The sequence below is a fragment of the Imhoffiella purpurea genome (assembly GCF_000585215.1).
Classification (GTDB): Bacteria; Pseudomonadota; Gammaproteobacteria; order Chromatiales; family Chromatiaceae; genus Imhoffiella; species Imhoffiella purpurea.
Genome location: NZ_AONC01000012.1, coordinates 18,259 through 41,663 on the forward strand (window position 1 = coordinate 18,259; position 23,405 = coordinate 41,663).

At 66.6% G+C, this 23,405-nt stretch carries 11 protein-coding genes; 1 reads left to right on the forward strand and 10 read right to left on the reverse strand.

Translation table 11 applies throughout. The features are described from left to right. Positions 1–20: 20 nt before the first annotated feature. Positions 21–944, reverse strand: coding sequence for a GGDEF domain-containing response regulator (locus tag D779_RS04230; RefSeq protein ID WP_043749941.1), 924 nt, complete (start codon positions 942–944; stop codon positions 21–23). Next, entirely contained in the window at positions 934–4,407 is a 3,474-nt protein-coding gene (locus tag D779_RS04235; RefSeq protein ID WP_043749943.1) for a hybrid sensor histidine kinase/response regulator, read from the reverse strand. The genes D779_RS04230 and D779_RS04235 overlap by 11 nt, the downstream gene beginning before the upstream one ends. Before the next feature lie 172 nt (positions 4,408–4,579). On the opposite strand from D779_RS04235, the gene D779_RS04240 reads away from it, so the two are divergent. After that, entirely contained in the window at positions 4,580–6,853 is a 2,274-nt protein-coding gene (locus tag D779_RS04240; RefSeq protein WP_052347816.1) for a putative bifunctional diguanylate cyclase/phosphodiesterase, read from the forward strand. Positions 6,854–6,916: 63 nt separating this feature from the next. Here D779_RS04240 and D779_RS04245 read toward each other — a convergent pair whose 3' ends face one another. The 8 genes from D779_RS04245 to D779_RS04280 all read right to left on the reverse strand — a co-directional run bounded on the left by D779_RS04245 (position 6,917) and on the right by D779_RS04280 (position 23,378). Beyond that, positions 6,917–8,140: a glycerophosphodiester phosphodiesterase family protein gene (locus tag D779_RS04245; RefSeq protein WP_081763323.1), complete on the reverse strand. Its 1,224-nt coding sequence runs from the start codon at positions 8,138–8,140 to the stop codon at positions 6,917–6,919. 138 nt (positions 8,141–8,278) lie between these two features. Beyond that, on the reverse strand, positions 8,279–12,601 hold the full coding sequence (locus tag D779_RS20910) for a GAF domain-containing protein (protein WP_052347818.1): 4,323 nt from the start codon (positions 12,599–12,601) through the stop codon (positions 8,279–8,281). Positions 12,602–12,673: 72 nt separating this feature from the next. Beyond that, entirely contained in the window at positions 12,674–13,780 is a 1,107-nt protein-coding gene (locus D779_RS04255; RefSeq protein WP_052347819.1) for a response regulator, read from the reverse strand. 145 nt (positions 13,781–13,925) lie between these two features. Next, positions 13,926–15,158, reverse strand: a complete 1,233-nt coding sequence (serB, locus tag D779_RS04260; protein WP_043749947.1) for a phosphoserine phosphatase SerB — start codon at positions 15,156–15,158, stop codon at positions 13,926–13,928. Positions 15,159–15,261: 103 nt separating this feature from the next. Next, positions 15,262–16,611, reverse strand: a complete 1,350-nt coding sequence (gene pmbA, locus D779_RS04265) for a metalloprotease PmbA (protein ID WP_043749950.1) — start codon at positions 16,609–16,611, stop codon at positions 15,262–15,264. A 103-nt stretch (positions 16,612–16,714) separates the two neighbouring features. After that, complete coding sequence (gene tldD / locus D779_RS04270) at positions 16,715–18,157, reverse strand: metalloprotease TldD (protein ID WP_043749953.1); 1,443 nt, start codon at positions 18,155–18,157, stop codon at positions 16,715–16,717. 144 nt (positions 18,158–18,301) lie between these two features. Further along, the gene (locus tag D779_RS04275; RefSeq protein WP_043749955.1) at positions 18,302–19,132 is read right to left on the reverse strand and encodes a carbon-nitrogen hydrolase family protein; all 831 of its coding nucleotides are present in this window, start codon (positions 19,130–19,132) and stop codon (positions 18,302–18,304) included. 220 nt (positions 19,133–19,352) lie between these two features. After that, entirely contained in the window at positions 19,353–23,378 is a 4,026-nt protein-coding gene (locus D779_RS04280) for a YhdP family protein (RefSeq protein WP_043749957.1), read from the reverse strand. Between the last annotated feature and the right edge of the window lie 27 nt (positions 23,379–23,405).

The window sequence follows — 23,405 nt, forward strand, 5'->3', positions numbered from 1 at the left end:
AGCGAGCCAAGGGCAAAGTCTCAGCTTAGAGATCCCCGCTCGATCCGGTGCCGCCCGGCGTGCTTGGCCGCGTAGAGCGCCTGGTCGGCGGCCTCGATGATCTGGCGTGGGGTCGCATGGGCGTCCGGGACCGAGGTCACCACGCCCATGCTGAGGGTGACCCAGTCCGCGGCGCGGCTGGCCGAGTGCGGGATGGCCAGATCGTCCACGCAGCGATTCAGCTCCTCGGCGATATGCCAGACCTGCTCCTCGTCCGTATAGGGCAGCAGAACCATGAACTCCTCGCCGCCGTAACGGGCGATGAAGTCGCCGGAGCGCTGCAACCGCTTGGACAGGGTCGAGGCGAGACGGCGCAGACAGTCGTCGCCGGCACCGTGGCCGTAGGTGTCGTTGTATTCCTTGAAATGGTCCACGTCGAGATAGATGAGCGAGAGCGGCCGGCCCGAGCGCTGGGCGCGGTTCAACTCGCCCTCCAGAACCTGATCGAAGCGGCGCCGGTTGCTGACCTCGGTCAGGGCATCGACGAAGGCGTAGGACTCCAGCAGCTCGTATTTGTGCTTGAGCTCCAGATGCAGCTTGACCCTGGCCTTGACCATCGGCGGATGGAATGGCTTGGTGATGTAGTCGACCGCGCCGGCGGCGAAGCCCCGGGTCGAGTCCATCACCTCGGAGACCGCGGTGACGAAGACCACCGGGATGGACTTGGTGGCCTCGTTGCGCTTGAGCGCGGCGCACAGCTCGTAGCCGTCCATCTCGGGCATGAGGATGTCGAGCAAGATGACGTCGGGCGGACTCTCGGCCTGGGCGAGCTTGAGCGCACGCTCCGGCTTGGTGGCGGCACTGACGCGGAACTCGTCGCGAAAGACATCCATCAGGACATCGATGTTCTCCTTGGTGTCGTCCACGATGAGAATCTTGGGTCGGTCGTCCCGCTCATTGGTCACGGACCATCTCCTCGGCAAGCGTTGTGAGTATCTCGATGGCGGCATCCATGTCGAAATCCTCGATCCGATCCGCGACCGATGCGATGGGCTCCGAGCCGAAGCGGTGTTCCAATGCGGGACGCAGCCCGTCCAGACGCTCTCGGGCCCGGGCCAGATCCTCGTCGAGCAGGACGATCAGCTCCTTCAGCGCCTCCTCGCTCAAGCCGATGGCGGCGTCCTCCTCGGGAACCGCCCGGGCCTGCTCGGCGGGCAGATCGGCCAGTCCGTCCAGCACCTCGGCCATGGCGAGATCGAGCGAGCGCCAGGCATCCGAATCGGTGTCGCGGCCGCCTTCTGCGATACCCTGCTCCACCACCCGAGCGGCCTCGTAGAGTACGCCGGCACCGATGTTTCCCGCGACACCCTTGAGCGAATGCACCCTCCTGCGGGCTTCCTCGATGCGTCCGACGGACAGGTCCTGGCGCGTCAGGATCAGGGCATCGCCCCAGGCCGGACGAAAACCCCGCAGGAGCTTCAGGTAGAGCGTCGGGTTGCGGTTGGCGTGCATCAACCCCTCTTCGAGATCGATTCCGGACGGACGGAACCCGGCCAGCATCGCCTCGGACGAATCGCCCTGCTCGGCCTGCCCGATCCGAGCCGGCCCGTCCTGGTGCGGCCGATCGCCCGGCTCCACCCAGCGCGCCAAGGCGGCGAACAGACGCTCCGGATCGATCGGCTTGGACACATAGTCGTTCATGCCCGCCTGCAGACAGCGCTCGAGATCGCCCTTGAGGGCATGGGCGGTCATGGCGATGATCGGCAGATCGGCCTTGTCCGGATCGGAACGAATGCGCCTGGTCGCCTCCAGCCCGTCCATCAGCGGCATCTGCAGATCCATGAGTACCGCATCGTGACGCCCGGGATCCGCCTGGGAAACGGCCTGGACACCGTTCTCGGCCGTCTCCACCTCGAATCCGACCGAGCTCAGCCATTCGATCGCCACCAGGCGGTTCATCTCGATGTCCTCGACCAGCAGGACCCGGCGACCGCTGAAATCCGGCGTCGACCCGTCACTCGGCTCGACCTGGCGCATCAGCCCGCCGGCGATCGCCGCATCCGGGTGTCCGAACAGGGCCATGATGGTATCGAAGAGGAACGACTGGTTGACCGGCTTGTTGAGGAAGGCGTCCAGAATCGAGCGCTCGCCCGGCTGCATCAGATCCTCGCGGGCATAGGCCGAGACCATGCAGACGACCGGAGTCTTCTCGAGCCGGAGATCGCCGCGGATGTGGCGCGCGGTCTCCAGACCGTTCATCCCGGGCATCTTCCAGTCCATGAGGACCAGATCGAAGGCGCGGCCCGGCTCGGACATGAGCTCCAGCGCCTCCCGCCCCGAGGCCGCGGGGACGGCCGACATCTGGAAGGATTCGATCTGTCGCACCAGGATCTCGCGCGAGGTGGCGTTGTCGTCCACCACCAGGACCTGGAGCCCGCGCAGATCGACCGGTGTCGAGGGAAGGCGTTCCTCGCGCTCGGGCTGACGCTCGAAGGCGAGCGTCGCGATGAAGGTGCTGCCCCGTCCCAGCTGACTCTCGGCCACCAGGTCGCCGCCCATGAGCCGCGCCAGATCGCGCGCGATCGCCAGCCCCAGACCGGTACCGCCGTGACGCCGGGTGATGGACTGATCGGCCTGGGCGAAGGACTCGAAGACGGTCTGCAGCCGATCCTCGGGGATGCCCGCCCCGGTATCGCGAACCTGGAAGCGCAGCATCACGGAATCCGGATCGGGTGCGTCCGGCGGCGGATCGAGCCGCTCGACCGAGACCATCACCTCGCCCTTCTCGGTGAACTTGATGGCATTGGAGGTCAGGTTGATGAGGATCTGACCGAGCCGGGTCGGATCGCCGATCAGGGCGCGCGGAACCCCGGCATCCGCCGAGACGATCAGCTCGATCTCCTTTTCGTGGGCGCCGTAGGCGAACATCTCGCTCAGATTCGCCAGTACCTCGTCGAGCGAGAAGGGGGTGCGTTCCAGTTCCAGCCGTCCAGCCTCGATCTTGGAAAAATCGAGGATGTCGTTGATCAGGGCCAGCAGCGATTTGGCGGCGATGCGCGCCTTGCTCAGATAGTCGCGCTGACGCGGATCCAGCTCGCTGCGCAGCACCAGGTCGGTCAGCCCCATGACGGCATTGAGCGGGGTACGGATCTCGTGGCTCATGTTGGCCAGGAAGCCGCTCTTGGCCTCGCTGGAGAGCCGCGCCGCCTCGCGCTCCAGTTCGGCCTGCTGGCGCGCGCGGCGATCGGTGAGATCGGACACCATGCCTTCGAGCAGCGAGGATCCGTCGGCCTGCTCGACCAGCCGCATCGAGATCCCGGCCCAGAAGGTGGACCCGTCGAGACGCCTCAGCTCGGCCTCGAATCCGCTCAAGGCCCCCCGCTCGCGGACCAGGCTCAGCAGCCGCGAACGCTCGGCGGGGTCGACATAGACCAGATTCCCCAGATCCCGCATCTCGGACAGATCGCGCGCCAGATCCGAATCCCCCAGCATCCGCCGCAGCGCCGGGTTGGCGGTGATGAAGTCACCGCTCGGGGTGGTCTGGAAGATGCCCTCGGCGGCATGCTCGAAGATGCCGCGATAGCGCTGCGCGATCTCCTCGATACGCACTCGGCTCGCCATCAGGCGCTCGGCCATGCGATCGAATGCACGCGCCAGAACGCCGATCTCGTCCCCACGGGTACTCTTGAGACGCACGCTCATGTCGCCGTCGGCGATCCGCGTGGCGCCATCGGTCAGGCTGGCGATGGGGCGCGCCAGTGCCCGCCCCATCCACCAACCGCTCAGGACGATCAGGGGCAGGGTGAAGGCGAAGGCGCCGAGCGCGAGCCAGATCACGCGCCGCTCGTAGGCACGGACGGTCTCGGCCGAGATGTCGGCGCCCAGCACGCCGGCCCGGGTGCCGTCGGAGGCCAGAATCGGCGCATAGCCCGACAGCCAGGTTCCCCAGCGGTCCGTATATAGATCCGTCTCGACCAGCGCGGAATCGAGCGTCGCGAAACGGCGAGTCAGCAGCTCGCTGGCGCCGCGATAGAGACCGCCGGCCGGCACCCGACGCTGCGGATCATCCTCGGCGTCGACGAGGAAGCGAATGCCGCCCTGCGAATCGGCTCGCATGCTGTAGAAATCGTCCAGATCCGGCACCTTGGACAGAAGCGATTGGAAGACCGCCTGCATGCGCCGATAGGCATCGCCATCGTATCGGGTATCGAAGGGGATGCTGAGGTGCAGATCTCCATCCAGATTGGCGGCGGCCACCGCGACGATGTCGGACAGACGCTGTCGAAGGGATGACATCGCATAATCGCTCTCCACCCGATAGACAGCGGTCGAGATGACGGCGGCGACCGCCACGGCGATCGCGAAGAAGGCCAGCGAGAATTTCCCCTGAAGACCTAGGCGGCGCAATCCTTCAGCGGGATGTGACATGGATCTCAAGTTACGGACGGATCAACCTAATGTCATTGAATATAACCAATCCCAAACGTACTGTCCCGTTATCCGTTCAGGATCCAAACAGAGACATCGCCGGAGAGGAGTCGAGCGGTCGAAGACAACTTCCAGATTTCAGGACGAGCCCGCTTCCGACGCCATCCCAGCCATGAATCGCCCCGATCACTCTGAGCTCGCCTTGCTCGGCGTTGCGGATCTCGTCTCGACGCAGGTACATGCCTCGTTCGCCCAAGATCTGGCCGAGCGGACCGCCCGCCTACTGGGGCTGGATCAGGTCCAGGTCGGCTGTCTCGATCCCTCGGGCGAGCGCATCGAGGTCCGGGCCGCCTGGCACGCTGGCCGGCAGCTCGGCACCTGGAGCTACGCACTCCGCGACACGGCCGCCTCCGCGGTCCTGCGCGAAGGCGGCCAGGGTATCGCAAGCGGGGCCCGCGATGCACATCCATTGGACCCCGATCTCCAGCATCTGGAGGCCGAGGGCTTTATCGGCGCCCCAATCCCAGGTCTCTACGGAAGGCCCTCCGGGTTGATCTCGGGGTGCTCGTCCCAGCCCCTTGCCAGACCGGATCCGCTGCTGGCCGCGCTGCGCATCCTCGCCGTGCACGCGGCAGGCGTCTTCGCCGCCTCGGCCAACCACGACCGACTGCGCCGCGAACGCCGCGCACTCCAGCGTATGCTCGACCAGGCCGAGCATCGTCAGCGCGAAACCGAGGCACGCTTCCACACCATGCTCGACTGGACCTACGACTGGGAATACTGGGTTCGGCCCGACGGCAGCTTCTACTACATGACGCCCTCGGCCGAGCATTTCACCGGCTTTCCCAGCGAGCACTTCCTGCATGACCCCGACCTGCTCGAAAGGATCGTCCACCCGGACGACAAGGCCATATGGAAGCGGCATATCAAGGGATCGCTTCCACCCCGCAGCCAAGATATCTACGAGCTTGAATTCCGTATCCGGCACAAGGACGGCAGGCTCCTATGGGTCGAGCATCGCTGCCGCCCCGTCATCGACGCCAGCGGCGACTATCGCGGCCGGCGGGTCAGCATCAGCGACATCACGGCCCGCAAGGAGGCCGAGGAGCAGATCCGCAGCCTCGCCTACTTCGATCCCCTGACCGGTCTGCCCAACCGGCGTCTGCTGCTCGACCGTCTCGGTCATGCCCTCGCCGCCAGCCGCCGCACCCGCCAATACGGCGCTCTGCTCATGATCGACCTGGACCATTTCAAGTCGCTCAACGACACCCAGGGCCACGATGTCGGCGACCGCCTCCTGGTCGAGGTCGCCCGCCGCATGACGCAGTCGCTGCGAGCCGAGGACACGGTCGCACGTCTGGGCGGGGACGAATACTTGGTGATGCTCGAAACGCTCGGAACCGACGAGCAGAACGCCGCCAACGAGGCAGAGGGTATCGCCGAAAAGATCCGACTGAGGCTCAAGGAACCCTATCCCATCGGTCGCGCGGATCAGGCCGACCATTACTGCAGCTGCAGCATCGGGCTCTCACTGTTCCAGGGGGATCGCGAATCGGTCGAGGTCCTGCTGAAACAGGCCGACGTGGCCCTCTATCAGGCCAAGGATGCCGGCCGCGACACCATCCGCTTCTTCAATCCGGAGATGCAGAAGGCCATCGAATCGCGTATCGCCCTGGAGACGGCGCTGCGACAGGCGCTGCTGCGCGGCGAGCTGCAGCTCTTCTATCAGCCCCAGATCGATCAGCACGGCAAGCGCATCGGCGCCGAGGCGCTGCTGCGCTGGCTGCATCCGAATCGCGGGCTCATACCGCCCCTGGATTTCATACCCCTGGCGGAGGAGACGGGCCTGATCGTTCCGATCGGCCACTGGGTCGTGGATACCGCCTGCGCCCAGCTCAAGGAGTGGGAGACCTGCGCGACGATGAGATCGCTTCAGCTCGCGGTCAACGTCAGCGCACGCCAGTTCCATCAGCCGGACTTCGTCGCCCAGGTGCGGGAGAGTCTCGAGCGGTCCAAGGCGAACCCTGCCCGGCTCAAGCTGGAGCTGACCGAGAGCGTCGTCCTGGAGAATGCCGACTCGGTGATCGAGCGCATGCACCAGCTGCGCGCGCTCGGCGTCAGTTTCTCGATGGACGATTTCGGAACCGGCTACTCGTCTCTGTCCTATCTCAAGCGGCTCCCGCTCGATCAGCTCAAGATCGACAAATCCTTCGTGCGCGACATCACCACGGATCCCAACGACGCCGCCATCGTGCGCGCCATCCTGGCCATGAGCCGCTCGCTCGGCATCCAGGTCATCGCCGAGGGCGTGGAGACCGAGGAGCAGCAGCTCTTCCTGCTCGACAACGGCTGTTTCGCCTTTCAGGGCTATCTCTTCGGCAAGCCGAGTCCCATCGTCGACTGGCGGTCTCAGGCGACTCAGGGCCCATCTCGCGCCGAGGATTGACGGGATGCCGATCGGACGCCCTCCCGGCGTTCGATCGGCTCGCGGGTCGAATAGACGCTTTCCCTAAAGCCCCATGCAGTTGGCGTAATAGGTCACGGTCGCGGGCCAGTCCGAGAAGATGCCGTCGATGCCGACGTCCCAGGTCAGGACGTCGAGCAGCTCGTACATGTCGCCGTCATTGTCGATGGCGTCGGTGATCGACTGATAGTAATAGCCGCCACCGTCCTTGAGCAGACCGGAGCGCTCGAGGGTCCAGGTGATGATTCCCAGCCCGGCCGACTTGGCCTGGCCGGCATAGACCGAGGGCACGATCTTGCCGTCACCGTCCAGGGTGACCAGCATCCAGGTCGGCGGGGCGATGTATTTGACACCCCTGTCGGCCAGCTGCTGCATGCTCGGCGACCAGGTCGCTGGCTTGGAGGGATCGAAGGAGGCATCCGAGTCGCGTCCGTCGAGATAGACCGCCTGACGACCGAACGCGGGATCCGCCGCGATCCAGAAAAGCACGTCGTCCAGATTGAACGACTGGGCGAAGACCCGCTCCGGACGCACGCCCAGGCTCTTGTACTCGTCGATCATCTGCTGGGCATAGGCCTGCTGCGTGTAGTCGCCCTGGAAAGGCATGGTCACGCTGGGCTCCTTCAGTTCGGGCGTGAACTTGGCCCCGAGCGAGCTGATGAGCGCGATGCTCTCGCGATGGGTCATGACGGTGCCGCAGGTCGCGTAGAGATCGGTACGGTAGTTCGCCGTACCGCCCATGTACTCATCGACCGTCAGGGCGTCGGGGTTGCTGGCATCCATCTTGCCGCACAGCGACTTGAACTCGTTCAGGGTGATGTCGCTGGTGCAGCAGACGGCCGAGGCGGCTTTGGTGCGGTTGCCGTTCTCGTCGAATTCGGCCGGGGAGAAGGGCTGGGTGCATTTCGCAGCCAGCTCGGGATGGGCCAGGATGTCGGTGGTGGTGTGCAGGTCGCACTGCGAGTGCCGGCAGACCAGCTGGCGGTCCTTGGTGAAGGTCACGTCGCACTCGATGATGCCGGCGCCCATCCTGGCGGCGGCGACGTAGGACTCGCGCGTATGCTCCGGGAACTGCAGGGCGGCGCCGCGATGGCCGATCGAGAAATCGCTCTTCTCCATCGGCATGTCGCGGCAGGAGTCCAAGGTGGACTTGAGCCATCCCTCCTCCATGTCGTCGATCAGATAATAGGGGCGGGGTCCGATCTGAACGTCGGCGAACAGGGTCGGCGCGACCAGGAGTGCGCCGAGCCCGAGGATACGTCTTAGCATGCGCATTGCGGGCTCCGTCAGGGAGAATTGAGTCGAAACGATGGAGCTCGCAAAGATAATGCGCGGAGATGACGGCTGGATGCCGTTTCGATGACGATCCGAGCGCGGGCATCCACACCTGGATACCCGGACATGGGGTCAGGCGAGACCGATCCTCGCCAGCTCCTCGACCAGACTCACCAGATCGCGTTCGAGGTTGGCGACGCCGGCCTCGATGACCCCCTGGGTCGCCTGCTGGCGCAGATCCAGCTCGAGCTCGGCGGCACGCTGGCGCACCCGCTCCGCCCCCAGGGTGGCGGCGACCCCCTTGAGACCATGCGCCAGCAGCCGCGCCCGATCCAGATCGCCATCCCCCAGGAACTGGCGCAGCTTGGTGCCGTCGTCCCCATGATCGGCCGCGAAACGGCCGAGGAGCTTCAGATAGATGGCCTCCTTTCCAGCCACCGCCGACACGCCTTGGAGCACGTCCAATCCGGGGATGTCGATTTCGGCCAGGGTCGTCGGCGGCGAACTCGACGCCGAGGATGGAGACGTCGTCCCGCCCCGCATGGCCATGACGGGAAGCCAGCGCAGCAATGCCTCGTAGAGCCGATCCGGCTCGACCGGCTTGCCGATATGATCGTTCATGCCGGCGGCCAGACACTGCTGGCGGTCCTCGTCGAAAGCATTGGCCGTCATGGCCAGAATGGGCAGCTCGCCCTTGTTGCCGGGAAGGCGCCGGATCTCGCGCGAGGCCGTGAGCCCATCCATGACCGGCATCTGCATATCCATGATGACCAGGGCGTAGTCCTGTGCGCGCACCTTCTCGACCGCCTGCTCGCCGTTGTCGGCGACATCCACCAGCAGCCCGGTGTCCTTGAGCAGGGCGAGCGCGACCTCCTGATTGATGGGATCGTCCTCGACCAGCAGGATTCGTGTCCCCGCATGCTCGCGCGCCAGGACCCGCTCCGAGGGGGCCTCGAACCCTCCCCGATCCGGACCGCTCGATGTATCGACCCCTGCGCGCGCCGGCTCGAACGGCAGACGGACCCAAAAGGTGCTGCCCTTTCCCGGCTCGCTCTCGACGCCGATCTCGCCGCCCATGAGGGTCGACAGACGCTTGCAGATCACCAGCCCCAGGCCGGTGCCGCCGAAACGGCGCGTGGTGGAGTCGTCGGCCTGGACGAAGGGCTGGAAGAGACGCTGGCGCTGCTCGGCGGTCATGCCGATGCCCTGGTCGCTGACCTCCAGGCGGATCCAGCAGCGCCAGTCCAACATCTCGACCAGACGGATTCCGACCCGAATCTCGCCGCTATCCGAGAATTTGATCGCATTGCTGAGGAAATTCACCAGGACCTGGCCGAGCCGCAGCGAATCCCCCCACAATGCTTCGGGAACCTCGGGGGCGATCTCCTTGACCAGCTTCAGCCCCTTCGAGGCCGCGCGCTCGTTCAGGAGGCCGAAGGATTCCTCGATCAGCTTGGCGGGCACGAAGCCGCGGCGCTCCAGGACCAGCTGATCGGCCTCGATCTTGGAGAGATCCAGGATGTCGTTGATGACCCCGAGCAGATGATGGGCCGCGCCCTTGATCTTGGCCACTTGGGCGCGCGAGCGGCTCGTGGAGACCTCGCGATCCAGCAGATGGGCCAGGCCCAGGATGGCGTTCATCGGGGTGCGGATCTCGTGGCTCATGTTGGCCAGGAAGGCGCTCTTGGCCTGGTTGGCGACCTCGGCCGCCTCCTTGGCCTCGGCCAGGGCGATCTCGGCGCGCCGACGCATGAGGATGCGCCACAGCTCCTCGGCGAACCGCTGCAGCTGCTGGGTATCGCTGGCGTCGTAATCGGCCTCCTTGTTGCCGACCCCGATCAGCATCCGGACCTTGCCGTCCTCTAGCACCGGAACGGCGAGATGGCGAATCAGATGCACATGCCCTTTCGGATACCCTTGACGCGACGGGATGGCCTGAAAGTCGTTGTGGCATACCGCCCGACGGGTGCGGACCACGTCCGCCCAGAGACCGGCCTTCGAGACCGGATGGTGACTCTGGAACTGCGCCGAGCACTCACGCCGGATGTCGGACGACCAGATGCAGAAACGGACGGCGTCCTGAGTCTCGTCCAGGAAATGCAGATACCCGATCCGGCTGCCGCTCAGCGACACCGCGCTGTCCAGCCCGCGCTGCAGCAACTCCCGCTCGTCCATCGAGGAGACCGACTGGCTCAGCTCGAACAGCGCCTTGAGCCGGCCGTCGTTCTTGCGCAGCAGACGGTTCGCCTCCTCCAGTTCGTTGGTGCGGGACCGCACCAGGGCCTCGAGATGATTGCGGTGGCGATCCAGCTCCTCCGCGGCCTGTTCGCGCTCGGTGATATCGCGGGCGATGCCCAGAACGCCGACCAGCCGCCCCTCGGCATCGCGCACGGGCGTCTTGGCGGTCTCGAACAGACCGCGATACTCGTCCTCGGCGAAGGTGAGCCATTCCTCGTTGACGGTCGGCCGATCGGCCTCGAGCGCCTTGAGATCGTTGGCGCGAAAGAAATCCGCCAGATCGCGATCGACGAAATCGTAGTCGGTATGCCCCACGATGGCCTTCTGACGCGCACCGTAGAGACGCTCGAAGGCGGGATTGCAGGCCAGATAGACGCCCTCCGTGTCCTTGAGCCAGATCGGATCCGGAACCGCGTCCAGAATGCCCTGCAGGCGATCGTTCGCCGCCATGATCGCCGCTTCCTGGCGTTTGTGCTCATAGGCCAGTGCGTAATGATCGATGGCATAGGAGATATCCGATGACATCTCTTCGAGCAGTTGACGCACGTCGGCATCGAACGCGGCACAGTTCCTGGCATAGAGTCCGAAGACGCCGATCACCCGACCCCGGCGATGCAGCGGAAGCGCCGCCTCGGCCAGCCAGCCGTGATGCTCGGCCTCGGGACGCAGATGCCGGGTGGCGGAATCGCTGAAGATATCCTGACACCAGTAGGGCAGATCGCTGCGGACCGAAATGGCGGCCGGATCGCGGCCGAAGGGGCTGTCGACGCCGACCTGGATGCGCCGGCCGAGCAGATCCTCGCTGCCCAGGCCGTGCGCCACCTTGATCACCAGGGTATCGGGATCGGCATCGATCAAGCCGACCCAGGCCGTGGCCATGCCGCCGTAGAGCACGGCATCGCGGCAGATCTGAGCGTAGAGCTCCTGCTCGCTGTCGCAGCGGATGATGGCCTGATTGCATTGGCTCAAGGCCGCGTAGAGACGCGAGAGTTGATGGGCCCGCGCCTCGGACTGCTTGCGCCCGGTGATGTCGGAGCAGGTCCCCAGGGCCAGCGTCGCCACGCCCCGATCGTCACGCCGCACCACCCGGCCCAGCGAGTTGATCCACACCCAGTGTCCGTCTGCGTGCCCGATACGGTATTCGGTTCGGATCGGCGCGTCCTTGGGTGAGAAGGAGTCCTGATAGTGTTCCAGGACCGCATCGTAATCGTCCGGATGGAGACGGCCGAACCAGTCGTCGAGACGCTCCAGCGGATCGTCCGCGGCGAGCCCGAGGATCGATCGCACCGTCTGATCGACGACGAGGCGTCCGCTCGCGGGGTTCAGCTCCCAGAACCCGATCCCGGACGCCTCGATCGCGATCTTGAGACGCTGCTCGGCGAGCTGATTGCCGCTCGCAAGGTTCTCGGCCCGATACCAGCCATGCTCCTGCAGCAGGACCGCGCTGATGCGCTCCATCAAACGATGCAGCGTCACCATCCCGATCACGAACCCATGCTCGTCGACGACCACCAGATGGCGGACCTGCAGATCCTGCATCAGCCGCACGGTCTCGGGCACCGAGGTATGCTGGGCGATGACCTGGACCGGGGCCTGCATCACCTCGCGCAGCAGAACCCCGCGGCCATCGCCGCAGATCCCGGTAGAGATCAGCCGCGCCAGATCGCGCTCGGTGAGGATACCGCGCGGCAGCCGGCCATCCGTCGCCAGCACATAGGTGGCGTGCCGACGCTGCATCAGCTCCAGCGCCTCCTCGAGCGGGGCATCGGGCGAAACGAAGGGCAGATCGCGATCCATCACGTCGGTGAGATCGTCGAGCCGGCGCAGGAAGCTGAATCCCAGATGGCGGCGGAAGTCGGTCTCGGTGACGACCCCGGCCAGCCGGCCGTCGTCCTCCACCGCGATCAGATGACGCACCTGATGCGCGAGCGCCGTCCGATAGGCGTCAGGGAAGGGCGTCTCCTTGTGGATCGTCATGACCGGGGTGGTCATCGACTCCGAAACGGGCGCATCCATGGACGCACGCTGATTTAGGAGACGCAGAAGGTCGCGCTCGGTCAGGATCCCGACCGGCTGGTCGCCCTCCAGGACCAGGAGGGACGAGATACGCGCCTCCGCCATCTCACGCACCGCCTCGCCGAGGAGACGATCGGGCGGCACGTGCCGAACGCGCCGGTTCATGATGTCAGCAAGCGTCAGATCGATCACCGAGAGCATGCGCAAGCCCTGCAGCTGGAGCGATGAGGGCTCGGCGCCGCAGCCACCTGGGCGGACGCCGAAGCCGATCCGCTAGTGTGTCAGTAAATCATTGGATGCCGCGTGACCGGGGTGGCGTCGCGATGCGATGGCGGCGAAATCGTCCAGCTGATCGAGGAAGGCATCCACGACCGCCGGATCGAACTGGCTGCCCCGCCCGTCGCGCACGATGTCGACCCCCTCCGCGAAGGAGGAGGCCGCCTTGTAGACCCGGTCAGAGATGAGTGCGTCGAAGACGTCCGCGAGCGCCATCATGCGGGCGGAGATCGGGATCTCATCCTCGGCCAGGCCGTCCGGATAGCCCGAGCCATCCCAGCGCTCATGGTGATGGAGGGCGACATCCTTGGCCATGTTCAGAAAACCCGGAGAACGCTCGTCCTCCATTTCGGCCATCTCGATGGCATCGCGCCCCAGACGGGTATGGGCCTTGGTGATCTCCCACTCCGCGGGATCGAGCTTGCCGGGCTTCAGGAGAATGCGGTCCGGAACCCCGACCTTGCCGATATCGTAGAGCGTGGACGACCGGACCAGCGTGTTCAGATTGTCGTCGGAGAGGAACCCGGAGAAACGCGGATGGGAGCGCAAGGGAACGGCCAACGACCGAAGGTACGACGGGATCCGCCGAAGATGCCCGGTCACGCCCGGATCACGGATCTCGGCAAGGTGGGCCAGCGCCCGGATGCCGACATCCTGAGCCAAGCGGCTCTCGGCCCGACGTCTGCCGATCTCGAATTCGAGCTGGACGTCGCGCTCGCGGAGCTGGCGCCGCAAGGCCGCAAGCTCCAGATGCGTGCGCACCCGCGCCATGAGGATCGCCGGGCGAATGGGCTTGGCGACGTAATCGACCGCGCCCAGTTCCAGCCCCTGCATCTCGTTGGCCACGGTATCGAGCGCGGTGACGAAGATCACCGGGATATCGGCGGTCGCCGGTTCCGTCTTCAAGCGGCGCAGCACCTCGTACCCGTCCATCTCGGGCATCATGATGTCGAGCAGGATCAGATCCGGCCTGGGTGTGCTCTGGGCGGCCCGCAGGGCGCGCTCGCCCGAGCGCACGGCCCGAACGACATGCTCCGGGCTCAGCAGCTCGCTGAGAATCTCGAGATTCGCAGCTGTATCGTCGACGATCAGGATGGTCGGCATGGTCGGGATTCGGTCTCGGCTTATGGTTATAGAGGCCATGGAATGGCCTTATCGTCGCGAGGCGAGCCTGGATGTCCTCCGCTCTCGCGGCCAATCCTAGCATGGAGAGCGCCGTATCCCTATCGTGCCCCCTCGCCACGGCCGATCAGAGATCCACGGCTCCGAGTCGCGCCACGTCGCGATCGCGCATGCCCAGCAGATAGAGGATTCCGTCCAGCCCCACGTTGGTGATGGAGTGCCTGGCCTGCCGGGTGACGATGGGCTTGGCGTGGAAGGCGATCCCCAGCCCGGCGATGGAGAGCATGGGCAGATCGTTGGCGCCGTCGCCGACCGCGATCACCTGCTCGAGATGGATCCCTTCGCGCTCGGCGATCTCGCGCAGCAGCTCCGCCTTGCGCCTGCCGTCGACGATCTCGCCCGAGACCTCCCCGGTCAGCTTGCCGTCGCGGAAGTCCAGACGGTTGGCATAGATGTAGTCGACTCCGAAACGCCGCTGGAGATGCTCGGCGAAATAGGTGAATCCGCCCGAGAGGATGGCGACCTTGTAGCCGAGCCGCTTGAGCGTCGCGATCAGACGGTCGGCGCCCTCGGTGATGGGCAGGCGCTCGGCGATCCCGGCCAGGACCGATTCGTCGAGCCCCTCGAGCAGCGCCATGCGGCGGCGGAAGCTCTCCTGGAAGTCCATCTCGCCGCGCATCGCCGACTCGGTGATGGCCGCGACCCGGTCGCCGACCCCGGCGGCGGCGGCCAGTTCGTCGATCACCTCGGTCTGGATCAGGGTCGAGTCCATGTCGAAGCAGACCAGACGCCGGTTGCGCCGGTAGATGTCGTCCTCCTGCACCGAGACGTCCACGTCCAGTACCTGCCCCAGGGCCAGCAGCTCGGCGTGCAGATCCGCCAGGCTGTCCACGGCGCCCCGCACCGACAGCTCGACCGAGGCCAGCGCGTTCGAGCGCGCCTCGCGCCGCGAGATACGGCCGGTCAGACGCACGATGCGATCGACGTTGAGCCCGCGCGCAGCCACCACCGAGGACACCCGGGCGATATGCTCGGCATCGATCTCGCGACCGAGCAGGGTGAGGATGTGGCGTGGACGGCCCTGCTCGTGGACCCAGCCCTCGTAGGCATCGCCTTCGATCGGCGCGAAACGGATGTCGAGCCCCATGCCATGGGCGCAGAAGAGGAGATCCTTGAAGACACCGCAGTCGGCCCCGGAGCGCGGCAGCTCGACCATAAGACCCAGCGCCAGCGCGTTATGGATGGTCGACTGACCGATGTCCAGAATGGGAACCCGATAGCGGGCGAGGATCTCGGTCAGGGATGCGATGATACCCGGCCGATCCTCGCCGGTGACGTTGATCAGAACGATTTCGCTCATCTTGGAACCCGCTGCGCTCGGCGAAAAAAGCGCCTATTGTAGGCGCTCGGCGCATGGCATGGCCGCCGAATTCGATCCTTGGGCCCGGCAGCCGCCAGCGAGCCTACTCCCCGGCGATGGTCATGCGGTCGATCAGCCAGGATCCGGTCCGTGTGCTGCCGGGGAAGTCGCAGTCGTTGCCGACCGCCACCAGGCCGGCGAACATCTCCTTGAGATTGCCGGCGATGGTGATCTCCTCGACCGGATACTGGATCTCGCCGTTCTCGACCCAGAATCCGGAGGCCCCGCGCGAATAGTCGCCGGTGACGCCGTTGACCCCGTGTCCCATGAGTTCGGTGACCAGCAGACCGGTGCCCATCTCGCGCAGCATGCCGGCGCGGTCCAGATCGCCCATCCCGATGCGCAGATTGCGCACCCCGCCGGCGTTGCCGGTGGTCGGCATGCCCAGCCGGCAGCCCGAATAGGTATCCAGCACATAGGTCTGGAGGATGCCGTCGCGGACCAGGTCCTTGGGCCGGGTCGCGACCCCGTCGCCGTCGAAGGGGGCGCTGGCGAGCCCGCGCCTCAGATGCGGTTCCTCGTGAATACGGACGAACTCGGGGAAGATGCGATCGCCGAGCCGATCGAGCAGGAAGCTGGAACGGCGATAGATGCTGTTGCCGTTGATCGCGCCCAGCAGACTGCGCAGCAGACCGGTCGCGACCTCGGCCCGGAACATCACCGGCGCCTCGCGGGTGTCCAGCCGGCGTCCGCCCAGACGTGCCACGGTGCGCTCGGCCGCCCGCTCGCCGACCGTGCCGGCCGCGTCGAGATCGGCGGCGCATCGGGCGCTCGTCCACCAGTAGTCGCGCTGCATGGCATCGCCGTCCTGACCGATCACCGCGCAGTTGAGGCTGTGACGGCTGGTGGGATAGCCGCCGATGAAGCCACGGCTGTTGCCAGCGACATGGATGCCGGAATGGGAAGAGAGGCTCGCGCCCTCGGAATTGACGATGCGGGCGTCATAGGCCCGGGCCGCATCCTCGCAGCTCAGGGCCAGCTCGATGGCCTCCTCCACCGCGATCGGCCAGGGATGATAGAGATCCAGGTCCGGAACCTCGGTCGCCATCAGCTCGGCCTCGGCGAGATGGGCGCAGCGGTCCTCCTGGGTATGGGCGGCGATGGCGCAGGCCGCGCTCACCGCATCGCGGACCGCCGCCGTACTGAGGTCGGAGGTGCTGGCCGAGCCCTTGCGATGACCGAAATAGACGGTGATGCTCAGACCGTTGTCACGGGTGTGCTCGACCGTCTCCACCTCGCCGAGCCGCACCGACACCTCGAGCCCGGCGCTGCTGCCGACCGATGCCTCGGCGTCGCTCGCGCCCTGGCGCTTGGCCTCCTTCAGCATGTCTTCGATGATCTCTTGCAGTCGGGTCAGGCGCTCGGCCGTGTCCTCGGTCGTCAGGATGGGCATGGCGGATTTCGAGTCCTCGAATGGGCGAATTGAATGATGAGGTCGGATCTGTATCCGGGGATTTGAACCGCAAAGGCGCGAAGGACGCGACGCGACATGAGGGTTATTGGCTCGTCCCGCCGACGGTCAGGCCGTCGATGCGCAGCGTCGGCTGGCCGACGCCGACCGGCACGCTCTGTCCCTCCTTGCCGCAGGTCCCCACGCCCTGGTCGAGTTCGAGATCGTTGCCGATCATGCTGACCCGGGTGAGCACGTCCGGACCGTTGCCGATCAGGGTCGCACCCTTGACCGGGCGGCCGATGCGGCCGTTCTCGATCAGATAGGCCTCGCTGGCCGAGAAGACGAACTTGCCGGAGGTGATGTCGACCTGGCCGCCGCCGAAGTTGACCGCATAGAGGCCCTTGTCGACCGAGGCGATGATCTCGCCCGGATCGCGCTCGCCGGCCAGCATGTAGGTGTTGGTCATGCGCGGCATGGGCAGATGGGCATAGGACTCGCGCCGGCCGTTTCCGGTCGGGCGGTTGCCGGTGAGACGGGCGTTGAGCTTGTCCTGCATGTAGCCGCGCAGGATGCCGTCCTCGATCAGCACTGTGTTCTGGGTGACGGTGCCCTCGTCGTCCATGTTGAGCGAGCCGCGCCGCCCGGGAAGCGTGCCGTCGTCGACCACGGTGACGCCGGGCGCGGCGACGCGCTGGCCGATCCGGCCCGAGAAGGCCGAGCTGCCCTTGCGGTTGAAGTCGCCCTCCAGACCGTGACCGATGGCCTCGTGCAGCAGCACGCCGGGCCAGCCGGCCCCGAGGACCACGGTCATGGTCCCGGCCGGGGCGTCGCCGGCCTCCAGGTTGGTCAGGGCCAGACGCACCGCCTCGCGGGCGAAGGACAGGGCGCGGTCCTCGACCAGGAAATAGCCGAGATCGGCGCGCGCGCCGCCGCCGCTCGAACCCTGCTCGCGCCGGCCGTTCTCCTCGGCGATCACGTTGACGCTGAGCCGCACCAGGGGCCGCACGTCGGCCGCCAGGGTACCGTCGTCGGCCAGGACCAGCACCGTGTCCTGCACCGCGACCAGGCTGGCGACGACCTCGCGCACCCGGGGATCGACCCGGCGCGCCTCGGCGTCGACGCGCTGGAGCAGTGCGATCTTGTCCGGATCGGAGAGGCTGCCGATGGGATTGAGCGGCTCGTAGAGACGGCGTTCGGCCGGCACCATGGCGATCTTGGTCCGCCCCTCCTGACCGGCCCGGGCGATCGCGCGGGCCGCCTCCGCGGCCTGTTCGAGCGCGGGGAACTGGAGCTCGTCCGAATAGGCGAACCCCGTCTTCTCGCCGGAGACGGCCCTGAGACCCGCACCCTGCTCGATGCTGAAGTTGCCGTCCTTGATGATGCCGTCCTCCAGCACCCAGGACTGCAGCCGGCTGGTCTGGAAATAGATGTCTGCGGCATCGAGGGACGCGCCGGTCAGACGCCCGAGGAGACGGTCGAGGTCCCGTTCGAGGAGTCCGGCCGGCTCGAGGATGCTCTCGCGGGCGATGACGATGGGGTCGGTCATGATTGGGATAGACGGCTCTCGTTCTATTGTCTGGATGTGCCGCGATCCGGATCCATGGGTCTGGATCTCAGGACGCGGAACGCCGCGGCTTCGGCGTCTCCGCGCCTCTGGTATTCGCGGCGGGCTCGATAAGGACTTGCGGACTCAGACGCTGCATTTCAAACGGCGGTGGTCGATGGTCGGGAAGCTGCGGCGGACCGAGTCCTGGAATTCCTTGTCGATCGCGGAGCAGATGCAGCCGGTCCCACGCGGGACCTGGGCCAGGATCGCGCCCCAGGGATCGACGATCATGCTGTGACCATGGGTCTCGCGACCGTTGATGTGGAAACCGCCCTGGGCCGCGGCGACGACGTAGACCAGATTCTCGATCGCGCGCGAGCGCACCAGGGTCTCCCAATGCGCCTTGCCGGTGACGGCGGTGAAGGCGGAGGGGATGGCCAGGATCTCCATGCCGCTGTCGAGCATCTGGCGGAACATCTCGGGGAAGCGCAGATCGTAGCAGACCGCGACGCCGAGCTTGCCGAAGGGGGTCTCGACCACGACCAGCCGGCTGCCGGCCTCGATGGTCGCCGACTCCTGGTAGCGTTCGTCCACCCCGGGCAGGTTGACGTCGAAGAGATGGATCTTGTCGTAGCGGGCGACCCGCTCGCCGCGATCGTCGTAGACCAGGCAGGCCGCCCGGACCTTGTCGGGGTCCTCGGCGACCAGCGGAATGGTCCCCCCGACCAGCCAGATCCCGAGCTGCTTGGCAACCCGCGACAGGAAGTCCTGCAGGGGACCCTCGCCGTCGGCCTCGCGCCTGGCAACCTGATCCCGATCCTCCTTGCCCATGAAGGCGAAGTTCTCGGGCAGCACGACCAGACGCGCGCCCTGATCGGCCGATTCCTTGATCAGCCGCTCCACCTCGAACAGATTGGCGCTGACATTGGGGCCAGTCGCCATCTGCACCGCACCCATCTTGTATTTCGTTTTCATCGAATATCGTTACCCAGACCAGACACGGCTGCGGGGCGGAGCCGCTCCGCGACGGGAATCCCCCGTCAGTATGCAGCACCGCTCGACGGCTTGAACCAGCGTTCGGAACCGGAGATGCGGCAGGCGATCACCCCTGACATCTCTTCGCAATTGTTGCAACGATACCACCAGAGCGGCCACCCAGAAAACGCGCAGACAGGGCGCCGCCGGCGAGCGGCCGTCAATCGACGTCCAGAAAGAGGTTGCGGTCCTCGGTCTCCGGGGGGCCGGATTTGGAATCGCCGGATGGTTCGGCGCCGGCCTGATCCCCCAGCGGCTCCCAGCCGAGCCGTTTCAATTCGGGCGCGTTCCAGGGGCCGGTGACCCGGTAGCGGTAGCGTCCCAGCCGATCGATCGGATTGCCGGCGACCTGATCGACCAGATAGACCGCGGCCCCGACGACGGGACCGCCCGCGACCGCGCTGGCGAGCGCCACGCTCGACCCGAGCTTGGGCTCGACCGTCACCCGCTGATCGAAGGTCTGGGTCGCCAGGTCGGACTCCCCGGCGACCATGATCTTGCCGGCCGGTCCATCGATCACGAAATCCTCGAACCTGGCCTTGCCGCCGCCCAGTGAGATGCGGCCCTGCATCCGCTCGAAGGCGAAGCCCTGACCGTAGAGATCGGTGAAGTCGAGCGCCAGACGCCGGCCCAGTGCGCTGAAGTTGAAGAAGCCCAGGAGACGCCCCAGCCCGGGCTCGACCTCGGGGAAACGTCCCTTGCCGACCTCGAGCGCGATCGATCCGTCCGTCCTCTCGCGGGAGAAGGCGTCCAGCGGACCGGGCCATTCCAGGGTCAGTTTGGCCGAGCTTCGGCCCGCCTCCAGGTTGCTCTTGTCATCGAGCCTTTCGAGCAAGGCGCCCAGGTCGGCCGTTTCCAGACTCAATCCCAGGCGGCTGCGGCCGCCAGCGCCCGAATCCCACCACTGTGCACTGCCATGCACGCCGAGAGGGCCTCCATCCAGATCGATGAGCGGCAGACGGACGCCTTCCGGCTGCCGGCGCAGATCAAGCTTCAATGTGCCGAGCGATTCGCCATGCCATTTCAGATCGGTCACCCTCAGATCGAGCGAAGGCAGCCCGGAAAACCTCGAACCCTGACTTGCGGACCTCTCCTCGGCTCCGTCTCGCGCCTTGGAGGACGACTCGAGCTGCGCGATCAGGGGCGCAAGATCCAGCCGCTCCAAGGCGATCGACACCGGCCCCTCGGACGCGGACGCCGGGAGATCGATGCGTCCGCTCAGCTCGTTCGCATCCAATGCGATCCGCCAGCCATCGTCCCGGGGATCGACCACCAGCCGCGAGTCGCCGAGATGCAGGTCGCCCAGATCCAGACGCCCGATGCGCAGGCGTGCGCCCTCGAAGGGCAGATCGCCGCCGACGGTCTTCTGCTTGGCGCGCGACGCGAGCAGGTCCGTCCAGGGGGCGAGGTCGAGCCGATCCAGCGACCCGTCCAGAAAGAGACCTTCACGCTCGGGGGCCGACGCCTTCTCGGCCCCCAGACGCAGGTTCCCCCCGACCAGCCTGGGAGAGCCGGAATCCAGGGCCAGTTCCAGGTTGGCGGCCAGATCCTCGATCCGACCGGAGACGACCAGCGAGCGACCGGGCACCAGGCGGCCATCGAGGCCGAGCCGGCCCCGCGACTTGGCGGACTTGCCCAGCGGCGGCGGCAGATCGATCGCGAGTCCCCGCAGATCGGAGGCGAGACTGAAGTCCAGCGGCACCTCGCCCCTGCTGACATGCTTGTTGTGCAGGCTCACCGTCAGATTCCAGTCGAGATCGCCGCCGAGATCGCGCCACAGCGGCGAGGGAAGGCGCCGGGCCAGCTCGGAGACCGGGGTGGTGGAGCGCGCCTCGATCCGGGTCGCCGCACCCTCGGCATCCCCGGCCTTCCGGGTCTCGATGGAGAGGGCGAGCGGCCGTCCCCAAAGCCGGGCGCGGATGTCCTCGGCGCTCAGACTGTTGCCGGTGAAATGCAGTTCGCCCTCCAGGTTCGAGAGCTCGAGCGGCGTACCCAGGATCGCCAGGCTGGCGGGACCGGGCCAGGTCACCGTGCCCGAGACGCCCAGGTGCCCATCCCTGACCAGGGGCAGATCGATGTCGAGCGCCACGCGCGAGCGTCCTTCGACCGCGAGCGTCTCGGCCAGACGTCCCAGATCCTCGGCCAGGGGGGTGTCGACGAGGGTACGGCGGGCATCGGCGAAGGCACCCTCGGCCTCGCCGTGGATGCGCATCGTCTCCGGCCCCCAGAGATCGGCGATCTCGGCGCGTCCGTCCGAGAAGTCGCTGTCGTAGATACGCCCGCGATCCACCTGGATCAGCAGACCCTGATCGAGAAAGCGCAGATGCCCGCCGGCCGAGCGGATGGGCGGCCAGCCCTTCTGATAGTCGAGCAGCAAATCCTCGAAATCCAGCAGCAGCTCGAAGCGGCCCTGATGGTCGCGGAAGGGAAAGTCGGCGAGCCGGCCGCGAAAGGTCGCGTCGCCCTGGGCCAGCCGGCCGGAGACGATCGAGCGCTCGAGCCAGCCGATCAGGTTGGGGTGCATGATCCCCGCCGGCAGATAGGGTCTGACGTTCCCGACGTCACCGCTGAAATTGGCCCGCAGATCGAGGAAGGGACTCTCGCCATCGGCCGGGATCAGCAGATCGAACCGCACCCGCCCGCCCAGATCGGCCGTCTCCAGACTGACGGTTCGCGCCGAGAGACGCAGATCCCCACCCGGCTCGCGCCGCCAATCCAAGCGCCCGCTGAAGGCATCCAGATGCAGGGGCAGGGTGAAGAGCGGATTCAGGTCCAGATCGAGCGCGGCGGATCCGAGACGCAGCTCGCCGCCGGACCGATCGGCGTAAAAGGCACCGTCCAGCCCCCTGAAACCGGGCAGCCCGTCGTGCCGCTCGAGCGACAGACCTCGCAGCGAACCGGATGCCGACCAACCCCATCGCCCATCCGCGGAACGCTCGCCACCAAGACGCAATGCATTCAGCTCGCCGGACGGTCGAGAGTCGCGCAGGACCGCCATCGGCCCGGACTCGGCCCAGGGTCCGGCATCGAGGATTCCGGATAGCAGCGACAGATCGCATCGATCGACCGAGAGAGCGGCCCGGGACACTCGGCCCCCGCCATCCAGGTGCAGATCGGCATCGACGCCCTCCAGATCCGCCCCCTCGATCCGGGCATTCAGATCCGCGATCTCCAGCCGCCAGCCGTCCCTCTCCTGGCGCAGACGTCCCAGCAGACTCGCCCGGGACAGCGCGAAGGACTCGCCCCGATCCGATCCGGCGCCCGCGGACAGCATCAACCCGCTCAAGTCCGCACGCAGCAGGGATTGGACGAGCCGCCCGGAGCCCAGACCGAACCAGCCTTCCAGCGAGACGCCGCGGGTATCCAGGGTGCGGCCCTCGATCAGCCCCGGAGGCAGAAGGAGTCCCAGATTGGAGCCGTCGAAGCGGACATAGACGCGGCCGCTCCAGGCCCGGAGATCGGCGGGTGGGCCGCGTAGATCGGCGATCAGATGCAGACGGTTGTCGCCCGAGGGGACCCGGGGCCCGTCGCCTGCGTCATCCCGAGTCCGGCCCGCGACTGGATGCGGAGGCACCAGGCGAGCGGACAGCTCGGCCAAATGATGGCGGCCGTCGTTGCTCAGATCGATCCGGGTCCCGGCAAGGCGCAGGATCCGTCCGTGCGAGCTCGCATCCTCGACGATCAACTCGCTGTCGACCAGTGCGAGCCGGCCCTGACCCAGGAAGAGTGCGAGCGCCTTGGGATCGTCGCTGCGGAGCCCTCCCAGCCCGACCAGCTCGAAGCGGCCGTCCGGCTGACGGCGCAGCACCAGCCGCGCGCCGATCAGGGTCAGTGCATCGATCCGGGGCGCCGCGGTCAGAATCGAGCCCAGCGTATCCAGTTCCAGTTCCATGGCGCGCAGCGCGAGAACGCGAGCCCCCGTTGCCGGATCGGACAGCCGCACACGTCTGAGCAGGAGTCGCGGATGCAGGCCGGACAGACTCAACCCCAGACCCTGGATGGAGACCTGATAGCCGAGTCGCGGCCCCAGGTGTCGAGACAGGACGTCGGCATAGCCGGAGACCCAGGGCTGCAGCAGATTGACCGTCCCCATCAGCAGGGCGAGCATGACCAGCGCGACAGCGCCCGCTCTCAGGACGAGGGACCGGAAACGCCTGATGAGTCGATTGGGGTCAGGTCGTGGCATCGAGTCGGTGAATCGGGTCGGAACGAA